Raw genomic sequence first — 20,272 nt, 5'->3', positions numbered from 1 at the left:
CGGCTAAGCCTCCACCGCATCGGCCAGTTGGGCCAGCGTGTGGAAGTGGTAGTCGGGCACGGTGTGCTCCGATTCGATGGTGCCGCCCGAGCCCGCCATGCCGTGGCGCCGCTCGATCCAGCAGGTGGTGATGCCCAGCCGCTTGGAGATGCCGATGTCGTGGTACTGGCTTTGCGCCACGTGCAGGTTGTCCGACTGCCGGTAGCCCCAGGCGCCTTCGTAGCGGCCGCAGGCATAGGCGAAGTAGCGCGCATCGGGCTTTTCGCACAGGGCGTCGTCGCAGCTCAGCAGCAGGTCGAACGGCGAGCCCAGCGTCTTCTGGAAATGCGCCAGCGCCCAGCTTTGGGCATTGGTCATCGTCACCAGCTTGAAGTGCTTGCGCAGGCGCTGCAGCGCTTGAACGGAGTCGGGAAACGCCGGCCAGTCGGCCACCGAATCGCGCAGGCCGCGCGCCAGGGCGTCGCTGTCGGGCAGGCCCAGCGGGGGTGCGACCACGTGCCAGCAGCGCTCCAGGTCGTCGGGGTACCAGCCGGTGTCGCCGCTCTTGCGGGCGGTGCGGTAGGCGGCGAGAAAGGCATCGTCCGTCACCGTGCTGTCCGGCACCGCCTGCCGCAGGTACGCCAGCATGCCGCCCTCGAAATCGATCAGTGTGCCGACGACATCGAAAGTGAGGACCTTGAAGTTGCTAAGGGACATGGAAAACGCTCCTGGGCCGGTGAATGAGAACGGTGCCCCGATGACCCGCCGGCCGGTAAACCGGTCGGCCAAGGGCGGGGACCCATGCAGCCACTTTAGGAGTTGTCGCGCCCGCCGAGGTGTCGATCACGGTGGGCGCAGCGGCAGCGAATTGCGTTCTTTGCCGCGAAGCACGCAGATTGTTCGGCGAGCCCGGTGCCGCCTTTTCGCGGCGGCGCCAGCACGGACGCTAGAAAAGGCTGCCCTGCCCCCGCGCCAGCCCCGCCCGGTACTGCGACAGGTCCAGCTCCACCCGCTGGCGATTCAGCCCCAGGCGGCGGCAGGCGGTGGCAAAGCGCTGGCGCACCAGGTCGGCCCACAGGCCCGTGCCCTTCATGCGCGTGGCGAAGTCGCTGTCGTAGCTTTTACCGGCCGCGCGGTCTTCGGCGCTCACCCCGTGCAGGTCCTGGATGCGGGCCATCACCCGCGCCGCCCGCTGCGGGTAATGCAGCGCCAGCCACTCGCGCATGATGGGCGCCACTTCCCAGGGAAGGCGCACCACCGTGTAGAAAGCGCTGGTCGCGCCCGCGTCGCGCGCGGCCTCCAGCACCTGCTCCATGTCATCGGTGATGAACGGAATCTGCGGCGCCACGCTCACGCCCACGGGCACGCCGGCCTCGGCCAGCGCGCGGATGGTGCGAAGGCGCCGGTGCGGCGCGGCGGCGCGCGGCTCCAGCCGGCGCGCGAGCGCGGCATCCAGCGTGGTGATCGTCACGTAGGCAGCGGCCAGGCGGTCGCGCGCCAGGGGGCCAAGCAGGTCGAGGTCGCGCTCCACCCCGCTCGATTTGGTGATGACCGAAAACGGATAGCGGGCCTCGGCCAGCACTTCGATCAGACCGCGCGTGAGGCGCAACTCGCGCTCCACGGGCTGGTAGCAGTCGGTGGCCGAGCCGATGTTGAGCAATTGCGGCACATGCCCGGGCAGGGCCAGTTCGCCGCGCAGCACCTCGGCGATGTTGTGCTTGGCGATGATCTGCGTTTCGAAATCCAGCCCCGGGGACAGGTTGAGGTAGCTGTGCGTGGGCCGGGCATAGCAGTAAACGCAGCCGTGCTCGCAACCCCGGTACGGATTGACCGAATGGTCGAAGAAGATGTCCGGCGAGTCGTTGGCGCAGATGGCGCTGCGTGCCGTCTCCATCACCACGCGGGTGGCCTGCGGGGCGGAGGCGTCCAGCTCCGCGCCAGGCTCGGCCCAGCCGTCGTCGAAGGCATCGCGCACGTCGCGCAGGAAGCGGTGGGGGGTCTGCGTCGCGGCGCCCCGCCCTTTGATGGCGTGCACCGGAAGGTGGAATTCGGACATGGGGCGGCACCTCGGCCAAGCGGAATGCGGGTGCGAAAAGCCTGCACAGGCAGCGCATCTCGCAGTCAGCAAATACTGTATATAAATACAGATATTAGCGCCGTTTGCCGGCGCCGGCTACCCTGGGCGCCGGCACGCTGTGCGGCCCTGGCCGCGGTGCTCAGGCCGTCAGGGACAGACGGCGCAGCAAGCCGCGCAGGTGCATGCGCTGCAATTGGACGTCCATGGCCATCAGCGACCGGCCTTCGGGGGTGAAACCGGTGATCTGCGCGGAGACGGTGACGCCTTCCTCGTTGACCGAGGTGGTGCCGGTCAGCAGTCCGGCGGAGCGCAGCAGCTCGAAATGCTGGATCTCTTCAGGGTCGGAGGTCAGGTATGGCAGGGGCTGTTCCGCCACCCTGCCCAGGAACGCGACGTTCATAAGCACTTTCTTCGCCGGGCCGGCGCGCATCGCCCAGAACTCGGGGATCGAATCCGTGGCACCAACGCTGCGGCCCGTCGGCAGAGCACACGGTAGGCGACAACGGCGCGCAGCACAAGCAGGGCGGCGACGGGCGCCTGCGGCAGCGTCGGCAAATCGCTCAGGGCGTTTTTGGCCCCCAGCGCAATGAAATCAACGGCGTATAGCTATTACTGAGAAGTCAGTAACTTGGGGAACATTGATCGCCTCGAAAACCGCATGAATGCTGGCTTTCTTGTCTTGGCGTGCTCGGCAAGTTACCGTCTTATGAGTAATTCAATAGCAAACGCCAGCAGCAGTGTTGCGGCCTGGCAAAACGGCCCGTCACGCAGGTGCGGCGGGCTGGCCATCCGCCGGCGCAGGTCCGGTGAGGGTCATCAGCACATCGGCGTACCAGGCGCAGTTCAGGCCCAGGGACTCGTCCTGCACCAGGTCGCGGGTGCTCATGTCCATGCGGGTGGAGTGCACGCCGAGCAGTTGCCAGGGCAGCGCCGCCGCGCTGGTGCCCGCACGCCGTCGCAGCACCGGCGCACCGCTGCTGCCCCGGTGGGTGCGCGCGTCGGTCAAAAAGTAGCCCTGCTGCTGAAAGCGCACGCTGTAGGCCGAGGCCACCGAGGCGGCGCGCACCACGGGAAGGTGGTGCACCGTGTCGTGAAACCCGAGCGGGAAACCCACCACCGCCAGCGCATCGGCGATGCGCGGCGGGTCGCCCGCCGTCTCCAGGTGGGTCGCGTCGAACGCTTCCAGAATGCAGCCCTCGGGCAAGCGGGCCGTGTCGATTTCGATGGCAGCCACGTCCACATCGCCCCCCCCGTCGCGGGCCTGGCGCCACAGGCTCAGCCCATCGCGGTACAGCGGCAAGGAGAAAACGGCGCACTGCGAGAGATCCTGCGGGTGAAGGTGCAGATCGATCTCGATGCGGTCCGGAAAGTGGGCGCTGGGCGCATCCGCCAGCACGTGGCGGCTCGTCACCAGAAACAACCGTTCGTCGCGCCGAAAGAAAAACCCGCTGGCGCCGGTCAGCGAACGCGGCCCTTCGAACGTGCTGATGCGCGTCGTGGTGAGCAGCACCGGCTCGGTCGCATACCCCTTGCCGGCGCGGCCGGAGGCCAGCCCGCCGAGCACCGCCTGCGTGCGCGCCACGTCGCGCTCGAACGTCGCCAGCACGTGGTCCGAGATGGGCGCGTTCAGCATCACCGTGCGGGCCGCCTCGGCATGGGCCGTGAACGATTGCGCCACCACGGCCAGACTGGCCGGCGGCAGCGCGTGCAGCACGGCGGGCATCAGCGCATCGACGGCGATCATGCCGCCCTTGAGTTCGCAGATGCGCTCGGTCACTTCTTGCAGATTCTTCATGGGAGGCCCTTACCAATAAAAAAACGCGGACCAGCCGCGTTTGAATTTCAACCGATGCCCGGGCGGACCGAAGGCCACGCCAGGGCCGGCTGTGTGCCGATCAGTCCGCCGTGCGGATGTTGGAAGCCTGCGGGCCCTTGTCGCCCTGCGTGACTTCGTACTGAACGCGCTGGTTTTCCTTCAGGGTCTTGAAGCCGCCGCCCTGGATTTCACGGAAATGGGCAAAGAGGTCCTTGCTGCCATCGTCAGGAGCGATGAAGCCGAAGCCCTTGCCATCGTTGAACCATTTCACGGTGCCGGTTTGTGTGGGAGTTGTCATATCGAATCCTTTCCAAGTTGCCGCAGCGCAAAGAACGCGCGCGGCGCAGAGACGCCAAGAAAATCATCGATGGGGAATTCGACAACGTCCGCCGGCCGGGCGCCGGGGAAAACTGGGGAGACCTAGGGTGACGGTCTTGTACATGCCTACCGGGCCCATGGTACACCCCGCAGCCGGACGAAGGCTTTTCCTTCGCCAAGCGCCCCATGCTGTATGCAAATACAGACACTCAGTACACTCTGCCGCACCATGGATTTTGCTCTGTGGCACAGTGCTGAGGCACGCCTGCAGGCAGCCCGCCCAGCACTGCGCAGTGAACGCTCCCCCGCCCATGACCACCGCTTCTCCCGCCAATCCGGAGCCCCCGCTTCCGACCGACAACGCCTTGACGCAGGCCTCCGATCCCGCGTCCGCCGCAGCCCTGCAGCAACGGGTCGAATGTGCGCCGGAGTGGTTTTGCGCCTTCCTGGCGGGCAGCAACCGCGAGAAGAACCGGTTCCTCAAGGAATTGGCCACGATGAAAGGCTCGGTCACCTGGCTGGTGCAGCAGCGCCGCCAGGGCCTCTGGACCGCCGAAGAGCGCGACCGGCTGCGCAGCGTCATGCGCTCGGCGTCATCGGTCAGCCCTTACCTGCTGGTGTGGGTGGTGCCCGGCTCCATGCTCATCCTGCCGTTCATGGCCTGGTTCATCGACTGGCGCCGCCGCGGGCGCGAAGTGGTGAAAGACGCGGCCTGAGCCGCCTGCCCCCACCCCGGTTCTGACGGGGCAGCCTCCTGCCCGGTCAGCCGAAGCGTCCGGCCGCGAAGGCCACGACCAATCCCGTTCCCACCAGCCCGGCCTGCCAGCGCAACGCGACCGTCCACGACGGCACGTGCCGCTCCACCCGCAGGTACATCAGGCGCCCCGCCGCCAGCGACAGTCCGAAGGCCGTCGCCATGCCCAGCAGGTTCATCGCGGCGGAGTCCGGCCAGGCGTGTTGAAAAGCTGCGTTCACCAGCAGGCACACCGGGAAATGCACGAGAAATACCGAGTACGACATGCGCCCCAAGCGCTGCAGCGGGTGCAGTCCGGCGTCGCTTTTCGGGCCATCGCCCCCCGCAGCCTGCCAGCGCGCAGCCAGCCACGGCTGGCCCCAGCGCAGCCACAGCACGAGCAGCAGCGCGCACACCCACGCCACGGCGATGCGTTCGCGAAACTCCACCCACAGGGCGGCCGCGCCCAGCGCCGCGATGGCCACCAGGCCCGCCCGGGCGTTCGGGGACAGCACGGTCCAGCACGCGAGCATGCCCAGCCCGTAAGCGCCGAAGAAATAGCAGGCCCACATGTCCAGGTCGGGCTGGCGATTGAGCCAGAGCAATGACACGGCGGTGCCGCCCAGCACCAGCCCCTTGCCCAGCCGCTCGGCCTGCGACACGCTTGCGCCCGGCCATCGGCGCACCGCCGAGAACAGCAGCGCCGCCAGCGCGAAGAGTTGGAAGTCGATGCCCACGTACCAGACGCCGGCCGAGAGCGCTTCTTCGCCCACGATGTCCTGAATCATGAGGGCGTTGGCCACCAGCTGCGCCGGGCTGGGCTCGCCCGGCACCGAGGGGTGGTCCAGAAACGGCCGCACGGCCGCAGACGCCAATACGGCCAGCACCAATGCCACGGCGTAGGGCACGGCCAGCCGCACGAACCGCCGCCCGATCTGCTCGGACGCACTGCCGAAGCGCGCCACGCCGGTCGGCGCCAGGCTGGCGGCCGCAAGATACCCTCCCAGCACCAGGAACACCTGAACGGCCATGCGGCCGTGCTGGGAGAGCCAGGCCATCAGGTCCGGCATCAGCGGCAGGGCGGCATCGGACATGGGGCCGTAGAAGGCCAGGTGGTGCGCGACGATGGTGGCGCAGGCCAGGCCCTTGACCGTGTCGATCAAGGAACTGCGGGAGGAGGAGGACATGCGTGAGCCGGCAGGAAACGAGACAACGAACGGGGCCGCACAAAAACAGAGCGCGTGCGGGCCCGCAAAAAAAGCGCTCCTTTCACTGCCTTGCAGCGGTGCAGGCAGCGCAGGGAGCGCGGGGGTCGAAAAGTATAGCTTCCCCGCCCGCGCGCAGCGGCTGGGGAATTTCGCACCCGTCCGGCGCGCGACGGCGCCAGGCGGTGGTGCGGATCAGATCACGGCCAGCCGGCCCCGGGCGGCCTGGTATTCGCGGCGCAGGCGCGCGACCAGGTCGGCGGCGCTGGTCACCTCGGTGATCGCGCCGATGCCCTGGCCGCAGCCCCAGATGTCCTTCCACGCCTTCTTGGCATCGCCGCCGAAGTTCATCTTGCTCGGGTCGGATTCGGGCAGGTTGTCGGGGTCGAGCCCGGCCGCGCGGACGGACGGCGCCAGGTAGTTGCCGTGTACGCCCGTGAACAGGTTGCTGTACACGATGTCGTCGGAGTTGCCGTCCACGATGGCCTGCTTGTAGGCCTCCTGCGCGCGGGCCTCGTGCGTGGCGATGAAGGCCGAGCCGATGTAGGCGAAGTCGGCCCCCATGGCCTGAGCGGCCAGCACGGCGCCGCCCGAGGCGATGGCGCCCGAGAGCGCCACGGGGCCATCGAACCACTGGCGGATTTCCTGGATCAGCGCGAAGGGGCTCTTGACCCCCGCATGCCCGCCCGCGCCCGCGGCCACGGCGATCAGGCCGTCGGCGCCCTTCTCGATCGCCTTGTGCGCGAACTTGTTGTTGATGATGTCGTGCAGCACCACGCCGCCCCAGCCGTGCACGGCCTGGTTCACGTCCTCGCGCGCGCCCAGGCTGGTGATGACGATCGGCACCTTGTACTTGGCGCAGACCTGCATGTCGTGCTCCAGGCGGTCGTTGCTCTTGTGCACGATCTGGTTGATGGCGAACGGGGCCGAAGGCCGGTCGGGGTGCGCCTTGTCATGCGCCGCGAGCGATTCGGTGATTTCGGCCAGCCAGTCGTCCAGCTGCTCGGCCGGGCGGGCGTTGAGCGAGGGCATCGAGCCCACGATGCCCGCCTTGCACTGCGCGATCACCAGTTGGGGATTGCTGATGATGAACAGCGGCGAACCGATGACGGGCAGCGAGAGTTTCTGAAGCGCCGGTGGCAACTGGGACATGGACGGTCTCCGGGGATTGTGATTAATGACCAAAAACAGCCCCAGCGCATATACACCTAGGGCATCTAGCTATACATTCAATAGCAACGAAGGCAGACTCAAAAAGCGTCAGAACGCGTCGAGCGCCAGCGCGGTGACGCTGTCGGCGCCGTCCACGATGGCATCGCGCAGGCCGCCCGCCTTGACCAGGATGTGGTCGGCGTAGAACTGCGCGGTGGCGATCTTGGCGCGAAGGAAGGCTGCGTCCTGTCCCTGTGGCAACAGCCGTTCGGCCGCCAGCAGGGCCCGGCCCATCTGCCAGCCGGCCACCAGATTGCCGGCCAGCATCAGGTATGGCACGCTGCCGGCATAGGCGGCGTTGGGCTGCGCCTTGGCGCTGGCGGCGATGAAATCCACCACCTCCAGAAACGCGGTGCGCGCGGCGGACAGGCGCCGCGCCACGGCGCGGGCGGCAGGCGTGCCGCTGGCGTCGAGTTCGCCCTCGGTCGCCTCGATCTGCGCGGCGATGGTCTTGGCCGTCTGGCCGCCGTCTCGCGCCGTCTTGCGGCCCACCAAGTCGTTGGCCTGGATGGCGGTGGTGCCTTCGTAGATGGTGAGGATCTTCGCGTCGCGGTAGTGCTGCGCGGCGCCAGTTTCCTCGATGAAGCCCATGCCGCCGTGCACCTGCACGCCCAGGCTGGTGACTTCCAGGCTCATCTCGGTGCTGTAGCCCTTGACCAGCGGCACCATGAATTCGTAGAACGCCGTGTTCTGCCGGCGCGTCTCGGCGTCGGGGTGGTGGTGCGAGGCGTCGTAGGCGGCAGCGGCCACGGTGGCCATGGCGCGGCAGCCTTCGGTGTAGGCGCGCATGGTCATGAGCATGCGGCGCACGTCGGGGTGGTGAATGATGGTGGCGCTGGCCTTCACGCTGCCGTCCACGGGCCGGCTCTGTACGCGATCCTTCGCGTAGCCCACGGCCTGCTGGTAGGCGCGCTCGGCCACCGCGATGCCCTGCACGCCCACGGCGTAGCGGGCCGCGTTCATCATGATGAACATGTATTCGAGGCCGCGGTTTTCCTCGCCCACCAGGTAGCCCACGGCGCCCGGTCCGGCAGCGTCCGCGATGCTCGCCGCCATGCCGTCGCCGAACTGCAGCACGGCGGTGGGCGATGCCTTGATGCCCAGCTTGTGCTCGATGGAGACGCAGTGCGCATCGTTGCGCTGGCCCAGGCTGCCATCGGCATTGACCAGAAACTTCGGCACCACGAACAGGCTGATGCCCTTCACGCCCTCGGGCGCGCCCTGCACGCGCGCCAGCACGAGATGCACGATGTTCTCGGCCATGTCGTGCTCGCCGTAGGTGATGAAGATCTTGGTGCCGAACACCTTGTAGGTGCCGTCGCCCTGGGGCTCGGCGCGCGTGCGCACCAGGGCCAGGTCGGAGCCGGCCTGCGGCTCGGTCAGGTTCATGGTGCCGGTCCACTCGCCGGTCACCAGCTTTTCGAGGTAGGTGGCCTTGAGGTCATCGCTGCCGGCCGTGAGCAGCGCCTCGATGGCGCCGTCGGTCAGCAGCGGGCACAGCGCGAAGCTCAGGTTGGCACTGTTGCACATCTCGATGCAGGCCGCGCCGATGGTCTTGGGCAGCCCCTGGCCACCGAAGTCGGCCGGGTGCTGCAGGCCCTGCCAGCCACCCTCGGCGTACTGGCGGAAGGCCTCCTTGAACCCTGGCGTGGTCGTGACCACCCCGTCCTTCCAGGACGACGGGTTGCGGTCCCCCACCCCATTCAATGGCGCCACCACGCCCTCGTTGAAGCGGGCACATTCCTGCAGCACCGCCTGGGCGGTGTCCAGGCCTGCGTCCTCGAAGCCGGGCAACTGCGCCACTTGCTCGATGTTGGCCAGGTGCTCGATCGCGAACAGCATGTCCTTGACGGGGGCGGTGTAACTCATGGGGGTCTCCGGGGGCGAAAAATGTCGGAAAAAAAGGCATCGCAAGCGATGCCTTCCTGGGAACGTGGCTGCGCGGTCAGAGCGCCTTGACCAGTTCCGGCACGGCCGTGAACAGGTCGGCCTCCAGGCCGTAGTCGGCCACGCTGAAGATCGGCGCTTCCGGGTCCTTGTTGATCGCCACGATCACCTTGGAGTCCTTCATGCCCGCCAGATGCTGGATCGCGCCCGAGATGCCCGCCGCGATGTACAGCTGCGGCGCCACGATCTTGCCCGTCTGCCCCACCTGCAGGTCGTTGGGCGCGTAGCCCGCATCCACCGCCGCGCGGCTCGCACCGATGGCCGCTCCCAGCTTGTCCGCCAGGGGCGTCATCACTTCGTTGAACTTCTCGCTGCTGCCCAGCGCCCGGCCCCCGGAGACGATGATCTTGGCGGCGGTCAGCTCGGGGCGGTCGCTCTTGGTGACGTCCCGGCCCACGAAGCTGCTCTTGCCGCTGTCGGCCGCGGCATCGGCCTTCTCGATGGCGGCCGAGCCCCCGGTGGCAGCGGCTGCATCGAAGCCGGTGGTGCGCACGGTGATGACCTTGGTCGCGTCGCTGCTTTGCACGGTGGCGATGGCGTTGCCGGCGTAGATGGGGCGCTCGAAGGTGTCGGGGCTGTCCACCTTGGTGATGTCGCTGATCTGTGCGACGTCGAGCCTGGCGGCCACGCGGGGCGCGACGTTCTTGCCGCCCGCCGTGGCCGGGAACAGGATGTGGCTGTAGTTGGCGGCAAGGGCCAGCACCTGGGCGGCGACGTTCTCGGCCAGGCCGTCCTTGAGGCTCGCGCCATCGGCCAGGATGACCTTGGTGACGCCGGCGATCTGCGCGGCGGCCTGGGCAGCGGCATCGGCGCCGTTGCCCGCCACCAGCACGTGCACCTCGCCACCGCAGGCCACGGCGGCGGTCACGGTGTTCAGGGTGGAGGGCTTGATGCTGGCGTTGTCGTGTTCGGCAATTACGAGGGCTGTCATGTTCAGATCACCTTTGCTTCGTTCTTGAGCTTGTCCACCAGGGCGGCGACGTCGGGCACCTTGATGCCGGCGCCGCGCTTCGGCGGCTCGGAGACCTTGAGGGTTTTGAGGCGCGGCTTCACATCGACCCCGAGGTCTTCGGGCTTGACGGTATCGAGCTGCTTTTTCTTGGCCTTCATGATGTTGGGCAAGGTGACGTAGCGCGGCTCGTTCAGGCGCAGGTCGGTCGTGATGACGGCCGGCAGCGTGAGGGCGATGGTCTCCAGCCCGCCATCGACTTCGCGCGTGACGTTGACCTTGTCACCGCTCACCTCGACCTTGGAGGCGAAGGTGGCCTGGGGCAGGTCGGCGAGCGCCGCGAGCATCTGGCCGGTCTGGTTGGCGTCGTCGTCGATCGCCTGCTTGCCCAGGATGATGAGCTGGGGCTGCTCCTTGTCCACCAGGGCCTTCAGGATCTTGGCCACGGCCAGGGGCTGCAGCTCTTCGGCGGTCTCCACCAGGATGGCGCGGTCGGCGCCGATCGCCATGGCGGTGCGCAGCGTTTCCTGGCACTGCGCCACGCCGCAGGAGACGGCGATGACCTCGGTCACCACGCCCTTTTCCTTCAGGCGAACGGCCTCTTCGACGGCGATCTCATCGAAGGGGTTCATGCTCATCTTCACGTTCGCGATGTCCACACCCGTGTTGTCCGACTTCACCCGGACCTTCACGTTGTAGTCCACCACGCGTTTGACAGGGACCAAAACCTTCATTGCTGCGGCTCCTAGAGTTGTTGATTAATTGACGTTAACGTAAACCGAAACATTCTATTCCGCACCCTCTGGCGCATACCCCTGCCGGAGGCCGTGGAATGCCGCACATCCATAAAAAGAACGATCGTGCTTTTTTGTGGATTATAGGCCAGCGGCGCCTGCCTCCGACCGCTGCGTTGCCGGCACCGCTGGCACCTCGGCGACAGGCCCGGCCGAGGGCGATGGCGCGGCCTCGCCCCGGATCTGCACCACCCGCTGCGGATAGGGAATGTCGATGCCCGCCCCGCGCAGCCCTTCCAGGATGGCGATGTTGATGGCCGAGCGCAGGTTGACCGAGCCGGCGGAAGGGTCGCTGATCCAGAAGTTCAGGCTGAACTCCAGCCCGTCGGGGGCGAAGTTGACCAGGTAGGCCACCGGCTGCGGTTCCTTGAGCACACGGGCCTGCGCGGCGGCGGCATCGCACAGGATCCGCTGCACCTGGGCCACCTCGCTGTCGTAGCCCACCACGATGTTGGTGGTGACGTTGAACTTGCGGTCGGCGTCGGAGAGGTTCTCCACCCGCTGGGTGATGAGGGTTTCGTTGGGCACGATGGATTCGCGCCCGTTGCCCGCGCGGATGAGCGTGTAGCGCGTCTTGATGTCGGTGATGCGGCCCTCGAAGCCATCCACTCGCACGTTGTCGCCGATGCGCAGCGAGCGCTCCAGCAGGATGACGAAGCCGCTCACGTAATTGGAGGCGAGCTTTTGCAGCCCGAACCCCAGGCCCACGCCCACCGCGCCGCCCAGCACCGACAGCGCGGTCAGGTCCACGCCCACGGCAGACAGGGCGAAGAGCATGCCGATCATCAGCAGCACGGCGCGCGTGGCGTTCACCGCCACCTTGCGCATGGACAGGTCGTTGACCGCATTGCTGAGCACGCGGCGCTCGAACGTGGACGACACCCACAGCGCCAACACCATCACCAGCCCCGCCGACAGCACGCCCTGCAGCAGCATCAGCAGGCTGACCTGCGACTTGCCGAAGCTGATGTTGATCTCGGCCAGTTCCTGGCGCACCAGCGGCAGCAGCCCCACGATCCACAGCACGGCCACCCCCCAGGCCACCCACGAGACGATGCGCTCGACCAGCCGCATGGCCGCCGAGCGCGGGAACGCGGCCGTCAGCACCCGTGCGAAGAAGCGGATCAGCACCAGCGAGGTCAGCACCGGCACCGCCACGCGCAGCAGGAACACCGGCTGATACTGCTCCACGCCCACGCGCGCCGCGTACACCAGCGCCAGCGAGAGCAGCGGGAACATCAGCCCATCGACGGTGCGCCGCCCGAACCACACCGAATCGGCCGGCTGCTGGCGCCCCACCGCGCGGCTGGCCAGGTAGGCCAGGGCGATGCAGGCCGCGAGCACGGCGATCTCCAGCCAGGTGCTGGAGTTATTGAAGTCGCGCGATAGCTTGTCGAAAATTTCCATCGGCAGTCAAAGGGTAGTCAAAGGGGCAGTCAAAAAGGCAGTCGAGAGGCCGCCATGGGCCGTCAAAACAAACGGGGAAAGTCCGCCCTTCGGCGGCAGGGAGATCGGCAGGCGCCGCGGCATGGCAGGCGCCGTCAGCGCGCGGGCTTCCACGCCGGGGTGCGCTTTTCGGCGAAGGCGCTCGCGCCCTCCTGCGCGGCAGCGTCCATCATGTTGGTGGCCATGGCCTGGCCGGCCAGCTGGTAGGCGGCCTCCACCCCCAGTTCGCGCTGCTGGTACACGAGCGCCTTGCCCATGGCGACCGCCACCCGAGGCTTTTCGATGATGGATTGCACGAGCCGTTCGACCTCGGCATCGAGGTGCTCCGCCGGCACCACGCGGTTCACCAGCCCTTGCGCCTGCGCGGTGCGCGCGTCGATGAAGTCGCCGGTCAACAGCATTTCCATGGCGCGCTTGAGCGGCACGTTGCGCACCAGCGGCACGCTGGGCGTGGCGCAGAACAGGCCGTAGTGGATGCCGCTGGTGGCAAAAGTGGCGTCGTCGGCCGCCACGGCCAGATCGCACTGCGCCACCAGTTGGCAGCCCGCCGCGGTGGCCATGCCCTGCACGCGGGCGATCACCGGCACGGGCAACTGCTGGATCGACAGCATCATGCGGGTGCACTGGGCAAAGAGCTTCTGGTACCAGGCCTTGTCGGGGTTCGCGGCCATGTCCTTCAGGTTGTGGCCGGCGCAAAAGGCCCTGCCGCGCGCTGCCAGCACGACGACGCGGGACGTTTCGTCGCGGGCCACCTCGCCCAGCGCCTGCTGCAGCGCGGCCAGCATGCCGTCGCCCAGCGCATTGAAGCGCACCGGGTCGTCCAGCGTCAGGGTGACGACGCCGCGCGCATCGCGCGACACGGCCAGGGGACTCGGGGCAGTGGTGTCGGAGGGATTCGTCATGCGGTCACGTGCTGCGCTTCAAAAAAGAGCAAGGTTCATCACAGGTCGGCCAGCACGCGCACATGGGCTTCCACGCTGCGCGCCAGGGCGTCCATCATGTAGCCGCCTTCCAGGCACGACACGATGCGCCCCTTGGCATGGCGGCGGGCCACGTCCTTCACGCGCTGGGTGATCCAGGTGTAGTCCTGCTCGGTCAGGCCGAGCTGGCCCATGTCGTCGTCGCGGTGGCCGTCGAAGCCGGCGCTCACGAAGATCATCTCGGGCTTGAAGGCTTCCAGGCGCGGAATCCACAGCATCTCGATCAGTTCGCGGATGTCCATGCCGCGCGTGTAGGCGGCCACGGGCACGTTGAGCATGTTGGGCGCCGGGTCCCGGTCGCCGCTGTAGGGATAGAACGGGTGCTGGAAGATGCCCACCATCAGCACGCGGTCGTCGCCGGAGAGGATGTCTTCGGTGCCGTTGCCGTGGTGCACATCGAAATCCACCACGGCCACGCGGCGCAGGCCGTGGCGCTTCAAGGCATAGCGCGCAGCGATCGCCACGTTGTTGAAAAAGCAAAACCCCATGGCCTTGTCGCGCGTGGCGTGGTGGCCGGGCGGCCGCACGCAGCAAAAGGCGTTTTCCAGATCGCCCGCCATCACCGCGTCGGTGGCGGCCAGGGCCGCGCCCGCGGCGCGCAGCGCGGCGCCCCAGGTGTGCGTGTTGATGGAGGTGTCGGGATCGACCTGCGCGTGCGCCGGGCCACCGGCCAGCAGCTCTTCGGCCAGCCGCTCGGACATGCCGCGCAAGGCGTCCACATGGCGGCGGTCGTGCGCCAGTTCGATGTCGGCCAGCGAGGCCTCGGGCGCCTGGATGCGCTCCAGCGCGTCGGCCACGCCCGTGACGAGCAGTCGGTCCTCGATGGCATCCAGCCGTGCGGGACACTCGGGGTGTCCCGGGCCCATCTCGTGCTTCCAGCATTCCCGATGGGTGAAATAGCCTGTCCTGCCCACAGTCATTCCCGTTGCCTCGTACATTTTTCGGATAACGTCGCGCCATGCATGCACAGCACAAAATCAAGTCGCTTCTGGATCAGCTTAACACGGTGATCGTGGGCAAAAGTGCCCAGGTCCAGGACTGCGTGGCCTGCCTTCTGGCCGGGGGACATCTGCTGATCGAGGACGTTCCCGGCGTCGGCAAGACCACGCTGGCCCACGCGCTGGCACGCACCTTCGGGCTGCAGTTCTCACGCGTGCAGTTCACCGCCGACCTGATGCCCAGCGACCTGACCGGCGTGTCGGTGTACGAGCGCGGCAAGGAATCCTTCGTGTTCCACCCCGGCCCGGTATTCGCCCAGGTGCTGCTGGCCGACGAGATCAACCGCGCCAGCCCCAAGACGCAGAGCGCGCTGCTGGAGGCCATGGAAGAAAAGCAGGTTTCGGTCGAGGGTGAAACCCGCCCCCTGCCCCACCCGTTCTTCGTGATCGCCACGCAGAACCCGCACGACCAGCTGGGCACCTTCGCGCTGCCCGAGTCGCAGCTGGACCGCTTTCTGATGCGCATCTCCATCGGCTACCCCGACCGTGCGGCCGAGCGCCTGCTGCTGGCCGGCGCCGACCGGCGCGACATGGTGGACAGCATGCTGCCTCTGCTGTCGGGCGACGAACTGGCCCAGCTGCAGCAGCAGGTGCTGGCCGTTCACACGGCCGACCCGCTCTTGAACTACGTGCAGGACCTGATGGCCGCCACCCGCTCGGGCCGGTGGTTCCTGCAGGGCCTGTCGCCCCGCGCAGGCATCGCGCTGGTGCGCGCGGCCAAGGCGCAGGCGCTGATCTCGGGGCGCGACTACGTAGCGCCCGACGACGTGCAGTCCGTGCTGCCGCAGACCATCGCCCACCGACTGGTGCCCGTGGGCGATGCCGGGCGCGGCGCGGTGGAGCAGGTGCGCGCGATGGTGGACGCCGTGCCGCTGCCGTAGCGCAAGGCGCGCCTTCACGCCCTCGCCACGCACTTCAATACGACCGGCTGCCGGCCTTCCACGCTCACCCAAACCCTTTCTCGACAAAGCCCTCCATGCCGGCCGCATCCCCTTCCCTTCCGCCCACGCCGGACACCCCACACCGGGCCTTGTGGCCGCTGGGCATGCTGCAGCGGCGCTGGCAACACTGGTGGCAGACGCGCGCCAAGCGCACCGACACCGTCACGCTCACCCAGCGCAACGTGTACATCCTGCCCACCGGCGCCGGCTGGATGCTGGCGCTCACGCTGATGGTGCTGCTGGTGGCGTCGATCAACTTCCAGCTCAACCTGGGCTATCTGCTCACCTTCCTGCTGGCCGGCAGCGCCGTGGTGGGCATCCACATCTGCCACGGTACGCTGCGCGGACTCACCCTGCATCTGGTCGCGCCCGAGCCGCAGTTCCTGGGCTCCAGCACGGCGCTGCAAGTGCAGCTGAGCCATGTCCGGCGCACGGCGCGCCACGGTATCGCGGTCGGCGTGCACGGCGCCGGCAAGGCGACCCAATGGGTCTGGACCGACGTGCCCGCCGAAGGCTCGGCCAGCGTGCAGGTGGCCTACCAGCCTGCCCGGCGCGGCTTGCACGATGCGCCCACGCTCACGGCGGAAACGCGGTTTCCTCTGGGCACCTTCCGCGTCTGGACGATCTGGCGGCCGGCCGCGCAGGTGCTGGTGTACCCGCAGCCCGAGGTACCGCCACCGCCGCTGCCTGCCGGCGAGCCCCGGGCCGGCGGCGCGGGCAGCACGCCCACGCAAGGCATCGGCGAGTTCGATGGCGTGCGGGCCTACCGCCGGGGCGATCCGCTCAAGCTCGTGGTGTGGAAGAAGGCCGCCAAATCCCTCGCCACCGGCACCGACGACCTGGTCAGCCGCGATGCCCAGCAGGCCCAGCGCCAGGAACTGTGGCTGGACCCCGCCGTCACCGGCCTGAGCGACCCCGAAGCCCGCCTGTCGCGCCTGACCGCCTGGGTGCTGCAGGCCGACCGCCTGGGCGTGGAATACGGCCTGCGCCTGCCCAGCGGAGAAATCGCCCAGGACAGCGGCGCCGCCCACCGCCGCCGCTGCCTGGAAGCACTGGCCCTGTGCTGAGCCCCAAGGCCAACCACCCTCATGATCAAAATGCCTTCCAGCGCAATAACCACTAGGGGACACTGCTACAAAAATAGTAGCACCCCGTTTTCCGGGTCCCTCGGCGGTTTGCCAATGGGCCGGAGCCCGCACGCATGAACCTGCGCCAGACGCTCACCACGCTGCCGCGCGAAGCGCGCGACACCCTGTTCCTGGTCGTCGTCATCGCGTGGGTGATCGCCCCGCAGGCCGCCAACCTGCCGGTGTGGACGACGGCGCTGGCCGCGCTGGTGCTGGCGTGGCGCGGCTGGGTCGCGGTCCAAGGGCGGCCGCTGCCGGGCCGCTGGGTGACGGGCGGGCTGCTGGTGCTGTCGGTGGCGCTCACGCTGGTGTCGCACCGCACCATCGTCGGGCGCGACGCGGGGGTCACGCTCATCGTGATGCTGCTGGCCCTCAAAACCCTGGAGTTGCGCGCGCGGCGCGACGCGATGGTCATCTTCTTCCTGGGCTTCTTCACGATGCTCAGCAACTTCTTCTTCTCGCAGTCGCTGGTGACGGCCGTGGCCATGCTCATCGCGCTGCTGGGCCTGCTCACCGCCCTGGTCAACGCCCACATGCCCGTGGGCCGGCCGCCGCTGGCGCATTCGATGCGCGTGGCGGGCCGGATGGCGCTGCTGGGCGCGCCCGTCATGCTGGCGCTGTTCCTGCTGTTCCCGCGCATGGCGCCGCTGTGGGGCATGCCCAACGACAACCCTTCGGGGCGCAGCGGACTGTCGGGCGAGATGGAGATCGGCAACGTCGCCTCGCTGGCCCTGGACGACACGGTGGCCATGCGGGTGCGCTTCGACACCCCGGGCAACGAAGCCCCGCCGCAGAGCGATCTGTACTTTCGCGGGCCCGTGCTCACGGCCTTCAACGGGCGGCAGTGGTTCGCCATCGGGCAGTCCGGGGCGCCCTCGTCGGCCTGGCGCCCGCCCGCACCCGCCCGCCTGCAGACCGAAGGCGAGCCGATACGCTACGCCGTGACGATGGAGCCGCTGCGGCGGCCCTGGCTGCTCACCCTGGACGCGGCCAGGGACCGGCCCGAGCTGCCCGAAGGCCTGACGGCCTTCATGTCGCAAGAGCTGCAATGGATCGCCAGCCGGCCCGTCAACGAAGTGCTGCGCTACCGGGCCGAGAGCTACCCGCGCTTCGTTCACGGCCCCCAGCAGCGCACCGCGCAGATGCGCGCCTATGTGGAGCTGCCCGACGGGTTCGATCCGCGCACCCGCGCCCTGGCCCAGGAAATGCTCGCCGACCCGCGCCTGGCCGCTGGCGGCCCGCAGGCGCTGATGAATGCCGCCCTCGAACGGCTGCGCACCGGGGGCTACAACTACACGCTGGAACCCGGCGTGTACGGCCAGCACACGGCCGATGCGTTCTGGTTCGACATCAAGGAAGGCTTTTGCGAACACATCGCCTCGGCCTTCGTCGTGCTGATGCGGGCGATGGACATTCCTGCGCGCATCGTCACCGGCTACCAGGGCGGCGAACGCAACGGGGTCGATGGCTACTGGACCGTGCGCCAGAGCGACGCCCACGCCTGGGCCGAGGTCTGGTTCGAAGGCCGCGGCTGGGTGCGCGTGGACCCCACCGGCGCCGTCTCGCCCGGGCGCATCGGCGCCTTCCAGCGCCTGCAGGCCCCGCGCGGCGTGTTCGGCAGCGCCATGGACACCATGATCAGCCGCGGCATGGTGCAGCAGATGCGCGCCGTCTGGGAAGCCGTCAACAACGGCTGGAACCAGTGGGTGCTGAACTACACCCAGGGGCGCCAGCTCGACATGCTGAAAGCCCTGGGCATCGAATCGCCCAGTTGGGAAGACCTGGCTCGGGCCCTGGGCGGCCTGGCCGCGCTGGCGGCGCTCGTGGGCGCCGGCTGGACGCTGTGGGAGCGCAGCCAGCACGACCCCTGGCTGCGCCTGCTCGGCCACGCCCGCGAACGGCTGGCACGCGCCGGCCTGCCCCTGCCCGCCACATTGCCGCCGCGCGCCATGGCCGAGCGCGCCCGCGCCCGGTTCGGCGACGCCGCCATCGCCCCGGTCGCCGACTGGCTGCTGCGGCTCGAACACACCCGCTACGCGCCCGAGCCAGCCAGCGCCCTGGCCGACCTGCGGCGCGAAATGCGCCACCTGCCCTGGCCGGCCCGCGCGCCGGCCACCCCTTGACCCGTGACATGCCTGCATTCCTTCTTCGCCACGCCATCGTCCTGATCGCCGCTGCCGCCCTGTCCACCAGCGCCATCGCCCAGAAACCCACCAGGAAAACCCCGCCCCGCGCCCCGGCAGCGGCAGCGGCGGCCGCACAGCCCGCGATCTTCTACGACCAGCGGGCCGATGCCATGCAGTTCGCCGACGACCTGGCCGCCCGCCGCGACCTGGACCGCGAATGGGTGCGCCAAGCCATCGGCCAGGCCCGCTTCTTGAGCCAGGTGCCCCGGCTGATGCTGCCGTCCCCCGTCGGCACGCCCAAGAACTGGCGCGCCTACCGCAGCCGCTTCGTCGAGCCGGTGCGCATCCGCGCCGGTGCGCGCTTCTGGCGCGACCATGCCGACACCCTGGCCCGCGCCGAGCGCGAATACGGCGTGCCCGCGGAAATGATCGTCGGCATCATCGGCGTGGAGACCATCTACGGCCAGCAGATGGGCAGCTTCCGCGTGATCGACGCGCTGGCCACGCTGTCGTTCGACTTTCCCACGGCGCATCCGCGCGCCGCAGAGCGCGTGGCGTTCTTTCGCGGCGAACTGGAGCAGTTCCTGAGCCTCATGCAGCGCACCAACGCCGACCCGCTGGAGCCGCGCGGCAGCTACGCGGGCGCCATGGGCCTGGGCCAGTTCATGCCCTCCAGCTGGGCGCGCTACGCGGTGGACTTCGACGGCGACGGCCGCATCGACCTGTTCAACAGCCCGGCCGATGCCATCGGCTCGGTCGCCAACTACTTCAAGGGGCACGGCTGGATCACCGGCATGCCCACGCACTACGCGGTCGAGTTCGACCCCGCGCGGCTGCGCCTCGAAGAGCTGCTGGCCCCGGACATCCTCCCCACCTTCACCGTGGCCCGCATGGCCGAGCTGGGCGCGCTCGTCCAAGGCGACGGCGCCACGCACGGCGGCCCGCTGGCGCTGGTGGAGTTGCAAAACGGCGTGGGATCGCCGGTGTTCTTCGCCGGAACCCAGAACTTCTACACGGTCACGCGCTACAACTGGTCCAGCTACTACGCCATGGCCGTGATCGAACTGGGGCGCGAGGTGAACGCGGCCCGCTGAGCGCGGCCTTGAACAACGCTTCCCGGGGTGCCTGCCCCTACTGCCGGGGAGCCCATCGCGCTGCAGGGCCCCAGGGCTGGTCACAATGCCCTGCATGCAACGCCGTCAACTCCTTCACCTGGGATGGGCCGCCGGCATGGCGGGCCTGCTGCAATCCACCGCCCATCCCGTCGCCAATGCCGACGCCATTGCGGCGGAGCCCGGCACCGTGCTGCTCATGCGCCACGCTCAGACCGACCCCGGCACCGGCGACCCACCGGGCTTTGCCCTCGGCCAATGCAGCACCCAGCGCAATCTCAGCGCCGAAGGACGCGCGCAGGCCAAGCGCATCGGGGTATTGCTGCAGCATCAGGGGTTGGCGCCCCAGCGGGTGCGTTCCAGCGCCTGGTGCCGCTGCCTGGATAGTCGGCCCTGCAAAATTCGCCACCCGCTTCAAGCCAATCTGAGTAAGCCAGGCTTTCCTTCTCGCGGCCTCGCGGCAAGCGCCATGGGCGGCTCGGCCAGCAGCGCGAGCAGACGCAAATAAAGGC

General features: G+C 68.5%; 19 protein-coding genes. 6 read left to right on the top strand and 13 right to left on the bottom strand.

Going from position 1 to position 20,272, the window contains the following annotated elements; translation table 11 throughout:
* Positions 1-3: 3 nt before the first annotated feature.
* The 5 genes from AVHM3334_RS10380 to cspE all read right to left on the bottom strand — a co-directional run bounded on the left by AVHM3334_RS10380 (position 4) and on the right by cspE (position 4,170).
* A complete protein-coding gene (locus tag AVHM3334_RS10380; RefSeq protein ID WP_284412009.1) occupies positions 4-696 on the bottom strand; it encodes an HAD-IA family hydrolase in 693 nt (230 codons plus the stop codon).
* Positions 697-925: 229 nt separating this feature from the next.
* Positions 926-2,035: a PA0069 family radical SAM protein gene (locus AVHM3334_RS10375; RefSeq protein ID WP_284412007.1), complete on the bottom strand. Its 1,110-nt coding sequence runs from the start codon at positions 2,033-2,035 to the stop codon at positions 926-928.
* A 160-nt stretch (positions 2,036-2,195) separates the two neighbouring features.
* Positions 2,196-2,456 (bottom strand): hypothetical protein, encoded by a 261-nt coding sequence (locus tag AVHM3334_RS10370; protein WP_284412006.1) that lies wholly within the window; start codon positions 2,454-2,456, stop codon positions 2,196-2,198.
* 363 nt (positions 2,457-2,819) lie between these two features.
* Positions 2,820-3,851: a trypsin-like peptidase domain-containing protein gene (locus tag AVHM3334_RS10365; protein WP_284412004.1), complete on the bottom strand. Its 1,032-nt coding sequence runs from the start codon at positions 3,849-3,851 to the stop codon at positions 2,820-2,822.
* Between the two features lie 100 nt (positions 3,852-3,951).
* Positions 3,952-4,170: a transcription antiterminator/RNA stability regulator CspE gene (gene cspE, locus AVHM3334_RS10360; protein ID WP_092746009.1), complete on the bottom strand. Its 219-nt coding sequence runs from the start codon at positions 4,168-4,170 to the stop codon at positions 3,952-3,954.
* A 331-nt stretch (positions 4,171-4,501) separates the two neighbouring features.
* Here cspE and AVHM3334_RS10355 point away from each other — a divergent pair, with 331 nt between their 5' ends.
* Positions 4,502-4,906 carry a hypothetical protein gene (locus tag AVHM3334_RS10355; protein ID WP_284411999.1) on the top strand — a complete coding sequence of 135 codons (405 nt, stop codon included), beginning with the start codon at positions 4,502-4,504 and terminating at the stop codon, positions 4,904-4,906.
* 46 nt (positions 4,907-4,952) lie between these two features.
* Here AVHM3334_RS10355 and AVHM3334_RS10350 read toward each other — a convergent pair whose 3' ends face one another.
* From AVHM3334_RS10350 to AVHM3334_RS10315, 8 genes are all read right to left on the bottom strand, one after another.
* On the bottom strand, positions 4,953-6,110 hold the full coding sequence (locus tag AVHM3334_RS10350; RefSeq protein WP_284411997.1) for an acyltransferase family protein: 1,158 nt from the start codon (positions 6,108-6,110) through the stop codon (positions 4,953-4,955).
* Positions 6,111-6,323: 213 nt separating this feature from the next.
* Entirely contained in the window at positions 6,324-7,280 is a 957-nt protein-coding gene (locus tag AVHM3334_RS10345; protein WP_284411995.1) for an NAD(P)H-dependent flavin oxidoreductase, read from the bottom strand.
* 108 nt (positions 7,281-7,388) lie between these two features.
* The gene (locus tag AVHM3334_RS10340; protein WP_284411993.1) at positions 7,389-9,209 is read right to left on the bottom strand and encodes an acyl-CoA dehydrogenase; all 1,821 of its coding nucleotides are present in this window, start codon (positions 9,207-9,209) and stop codon (positions 7,389-7,391) included.
* Positions 9,210-9,285: 76 nt separating this feature from the next.
* Positions 9,286-10,218 (bottom strand): electron transfer flavoprotein subunit alpha/FixB family protein, encoded by a 933-nt coding sequence (locus AVHM3334_RS10335; RefSeq protein WP_284411991.1) that lies wholly within the window; start codon positions 10,216-10,218, stop codon positions 9,286-9,288.
* Between the two features lie 2 nt (positions 10,219-10,220).
* The gene (locus tag AVHM3334_RS10330) at positions 10,221-10,970 is read right to left on the bottom strand and encodes an electron transfer flavoprotein subunit beta/FixA family protein (RefSeq protein ID WP_284411989.1); all 750 of its coding nucleotides are present in this window, start codon (positions 10,968-10,970) and stop codon (positions 10,221-10,223) included.
* Positions 10,971-11,111: 141 nt separating this feature from the next.
* Entirely contained in the window at positions 11,112-12,437 is a 1,326-nt protein-coding gene (locus AVHM3334_RS10325; protein ID WP_284411987.1) for a mechanosensitive ion channel family protein, read from the bottom strand.
* Between the two features lie 134 nt (positions 12,438-12,571).
* On the bottom strand, positions 12,572-13,378 hold the full coding sequence (locus AVHM3334_RS10320) for an enoyl-CoA hydratase (protein ID WP_284411985.1): 807 nt from the start codon (positions 13,376-13,378) through the stop codon (positions 12,572-12,574).
* A 38-nt stretch (positions 13,379-13,416) separates the two neighbouring features.
* A complete protein-coding gene (locus tag AVHM3334_RS10315) occupies positions 13,417-14,376 on the bottom strand; it encodes a histone deacetylase family protein (RefSeq protein WP_284411983.1) in 960 nt (319 codons plus the stop codon).
* Between the two features lie 38 nt (positions 14,377-14,414).
* Between AVHM3334_RS10315 and AVHM3334_RS10310 the strand changes: the two genes are divergently transcribed.
* From AVHM3334_RS10310 to AVHM3334_RS10290, 5 genes are all read left to right on the top strand, one after another.
* Positions 14,415-15,335: an AAA family ATPase gene (locus AVHM3334_RS10310; RefSeq protein WP_284411982.1), complete on the top strand. Its 921-nt coding sequence runs from the start codon at positions 14,415-14,417 to the stop codon at positions 15,333-15,335.
* 95 nt (positions 15,336-15,430) lie between these two features.
* Positions 15,431-16,462, top strand: a complete 1,032-nt coding sequence (locus AVHM3334_RS10305; RefSeq protein WP_284411980.1) for a DUF58 domain-containing protein — start codon at positions 15,431-15,433, stop codon at positions 16,460-16,462.
* 134 nt (positions 16,463-16,596) lie between these two features.
* Positions 16,597-18,645 carry a transglutaminase TgpA family protein gene (locus AVHM3334_RS10300; RefSeq protein WP_284411979.1) on the top strand — a complete coding sequence of 683 codons (2,049 nt, stop codon included), beginning with the start codon at positions 16,597-16,599 and terminating at the stop codon, positions 18,643-18,645.
* Positions 18,646-18,653: 8 nt separating this feature from the next.
* Positions 18,654-19,742 carry a lytic murein transglycosylase B gene (gene mltB, locus AVHM3334_RS10295; protein WP_284411977.1) on the top strand — a complete coding sequence of 363 codons (1,089 nt, stop codon included), beginning with the start codon at positions 18,654-18,656 and terminating at the stop codon, positions 19,740-19,742.
* A gap of 136 nt (positions 19,743-19,878) precedes the next feature.
* Entirely contained in the window at positions 19,879-20,268 is a 390-nt protein-coding gene (locus tag AVHM3334_RS10290) for a histidine phosphatase family protein (RefSeq protein ID WP_284411975.1), read from the top strand.
* Positions 20,269-20,272: the final 4 nt, after the last annotated feature.

The sequence above is a fragment of the Acidovorax sp. SUPP3334 genome (genome assembly GCF_030159055.1).
Taxonomy (GTDB): Bacteria; Pseudomonadota; Gammaproteobacteria; order Burkholderiales; family Burkholderiaceae_C; genus Paracidovorax.
Note: the sequence above shows the minus strand (reverse complement) of the source record. Positions and strands in the feature narration are given on the sequence as shown.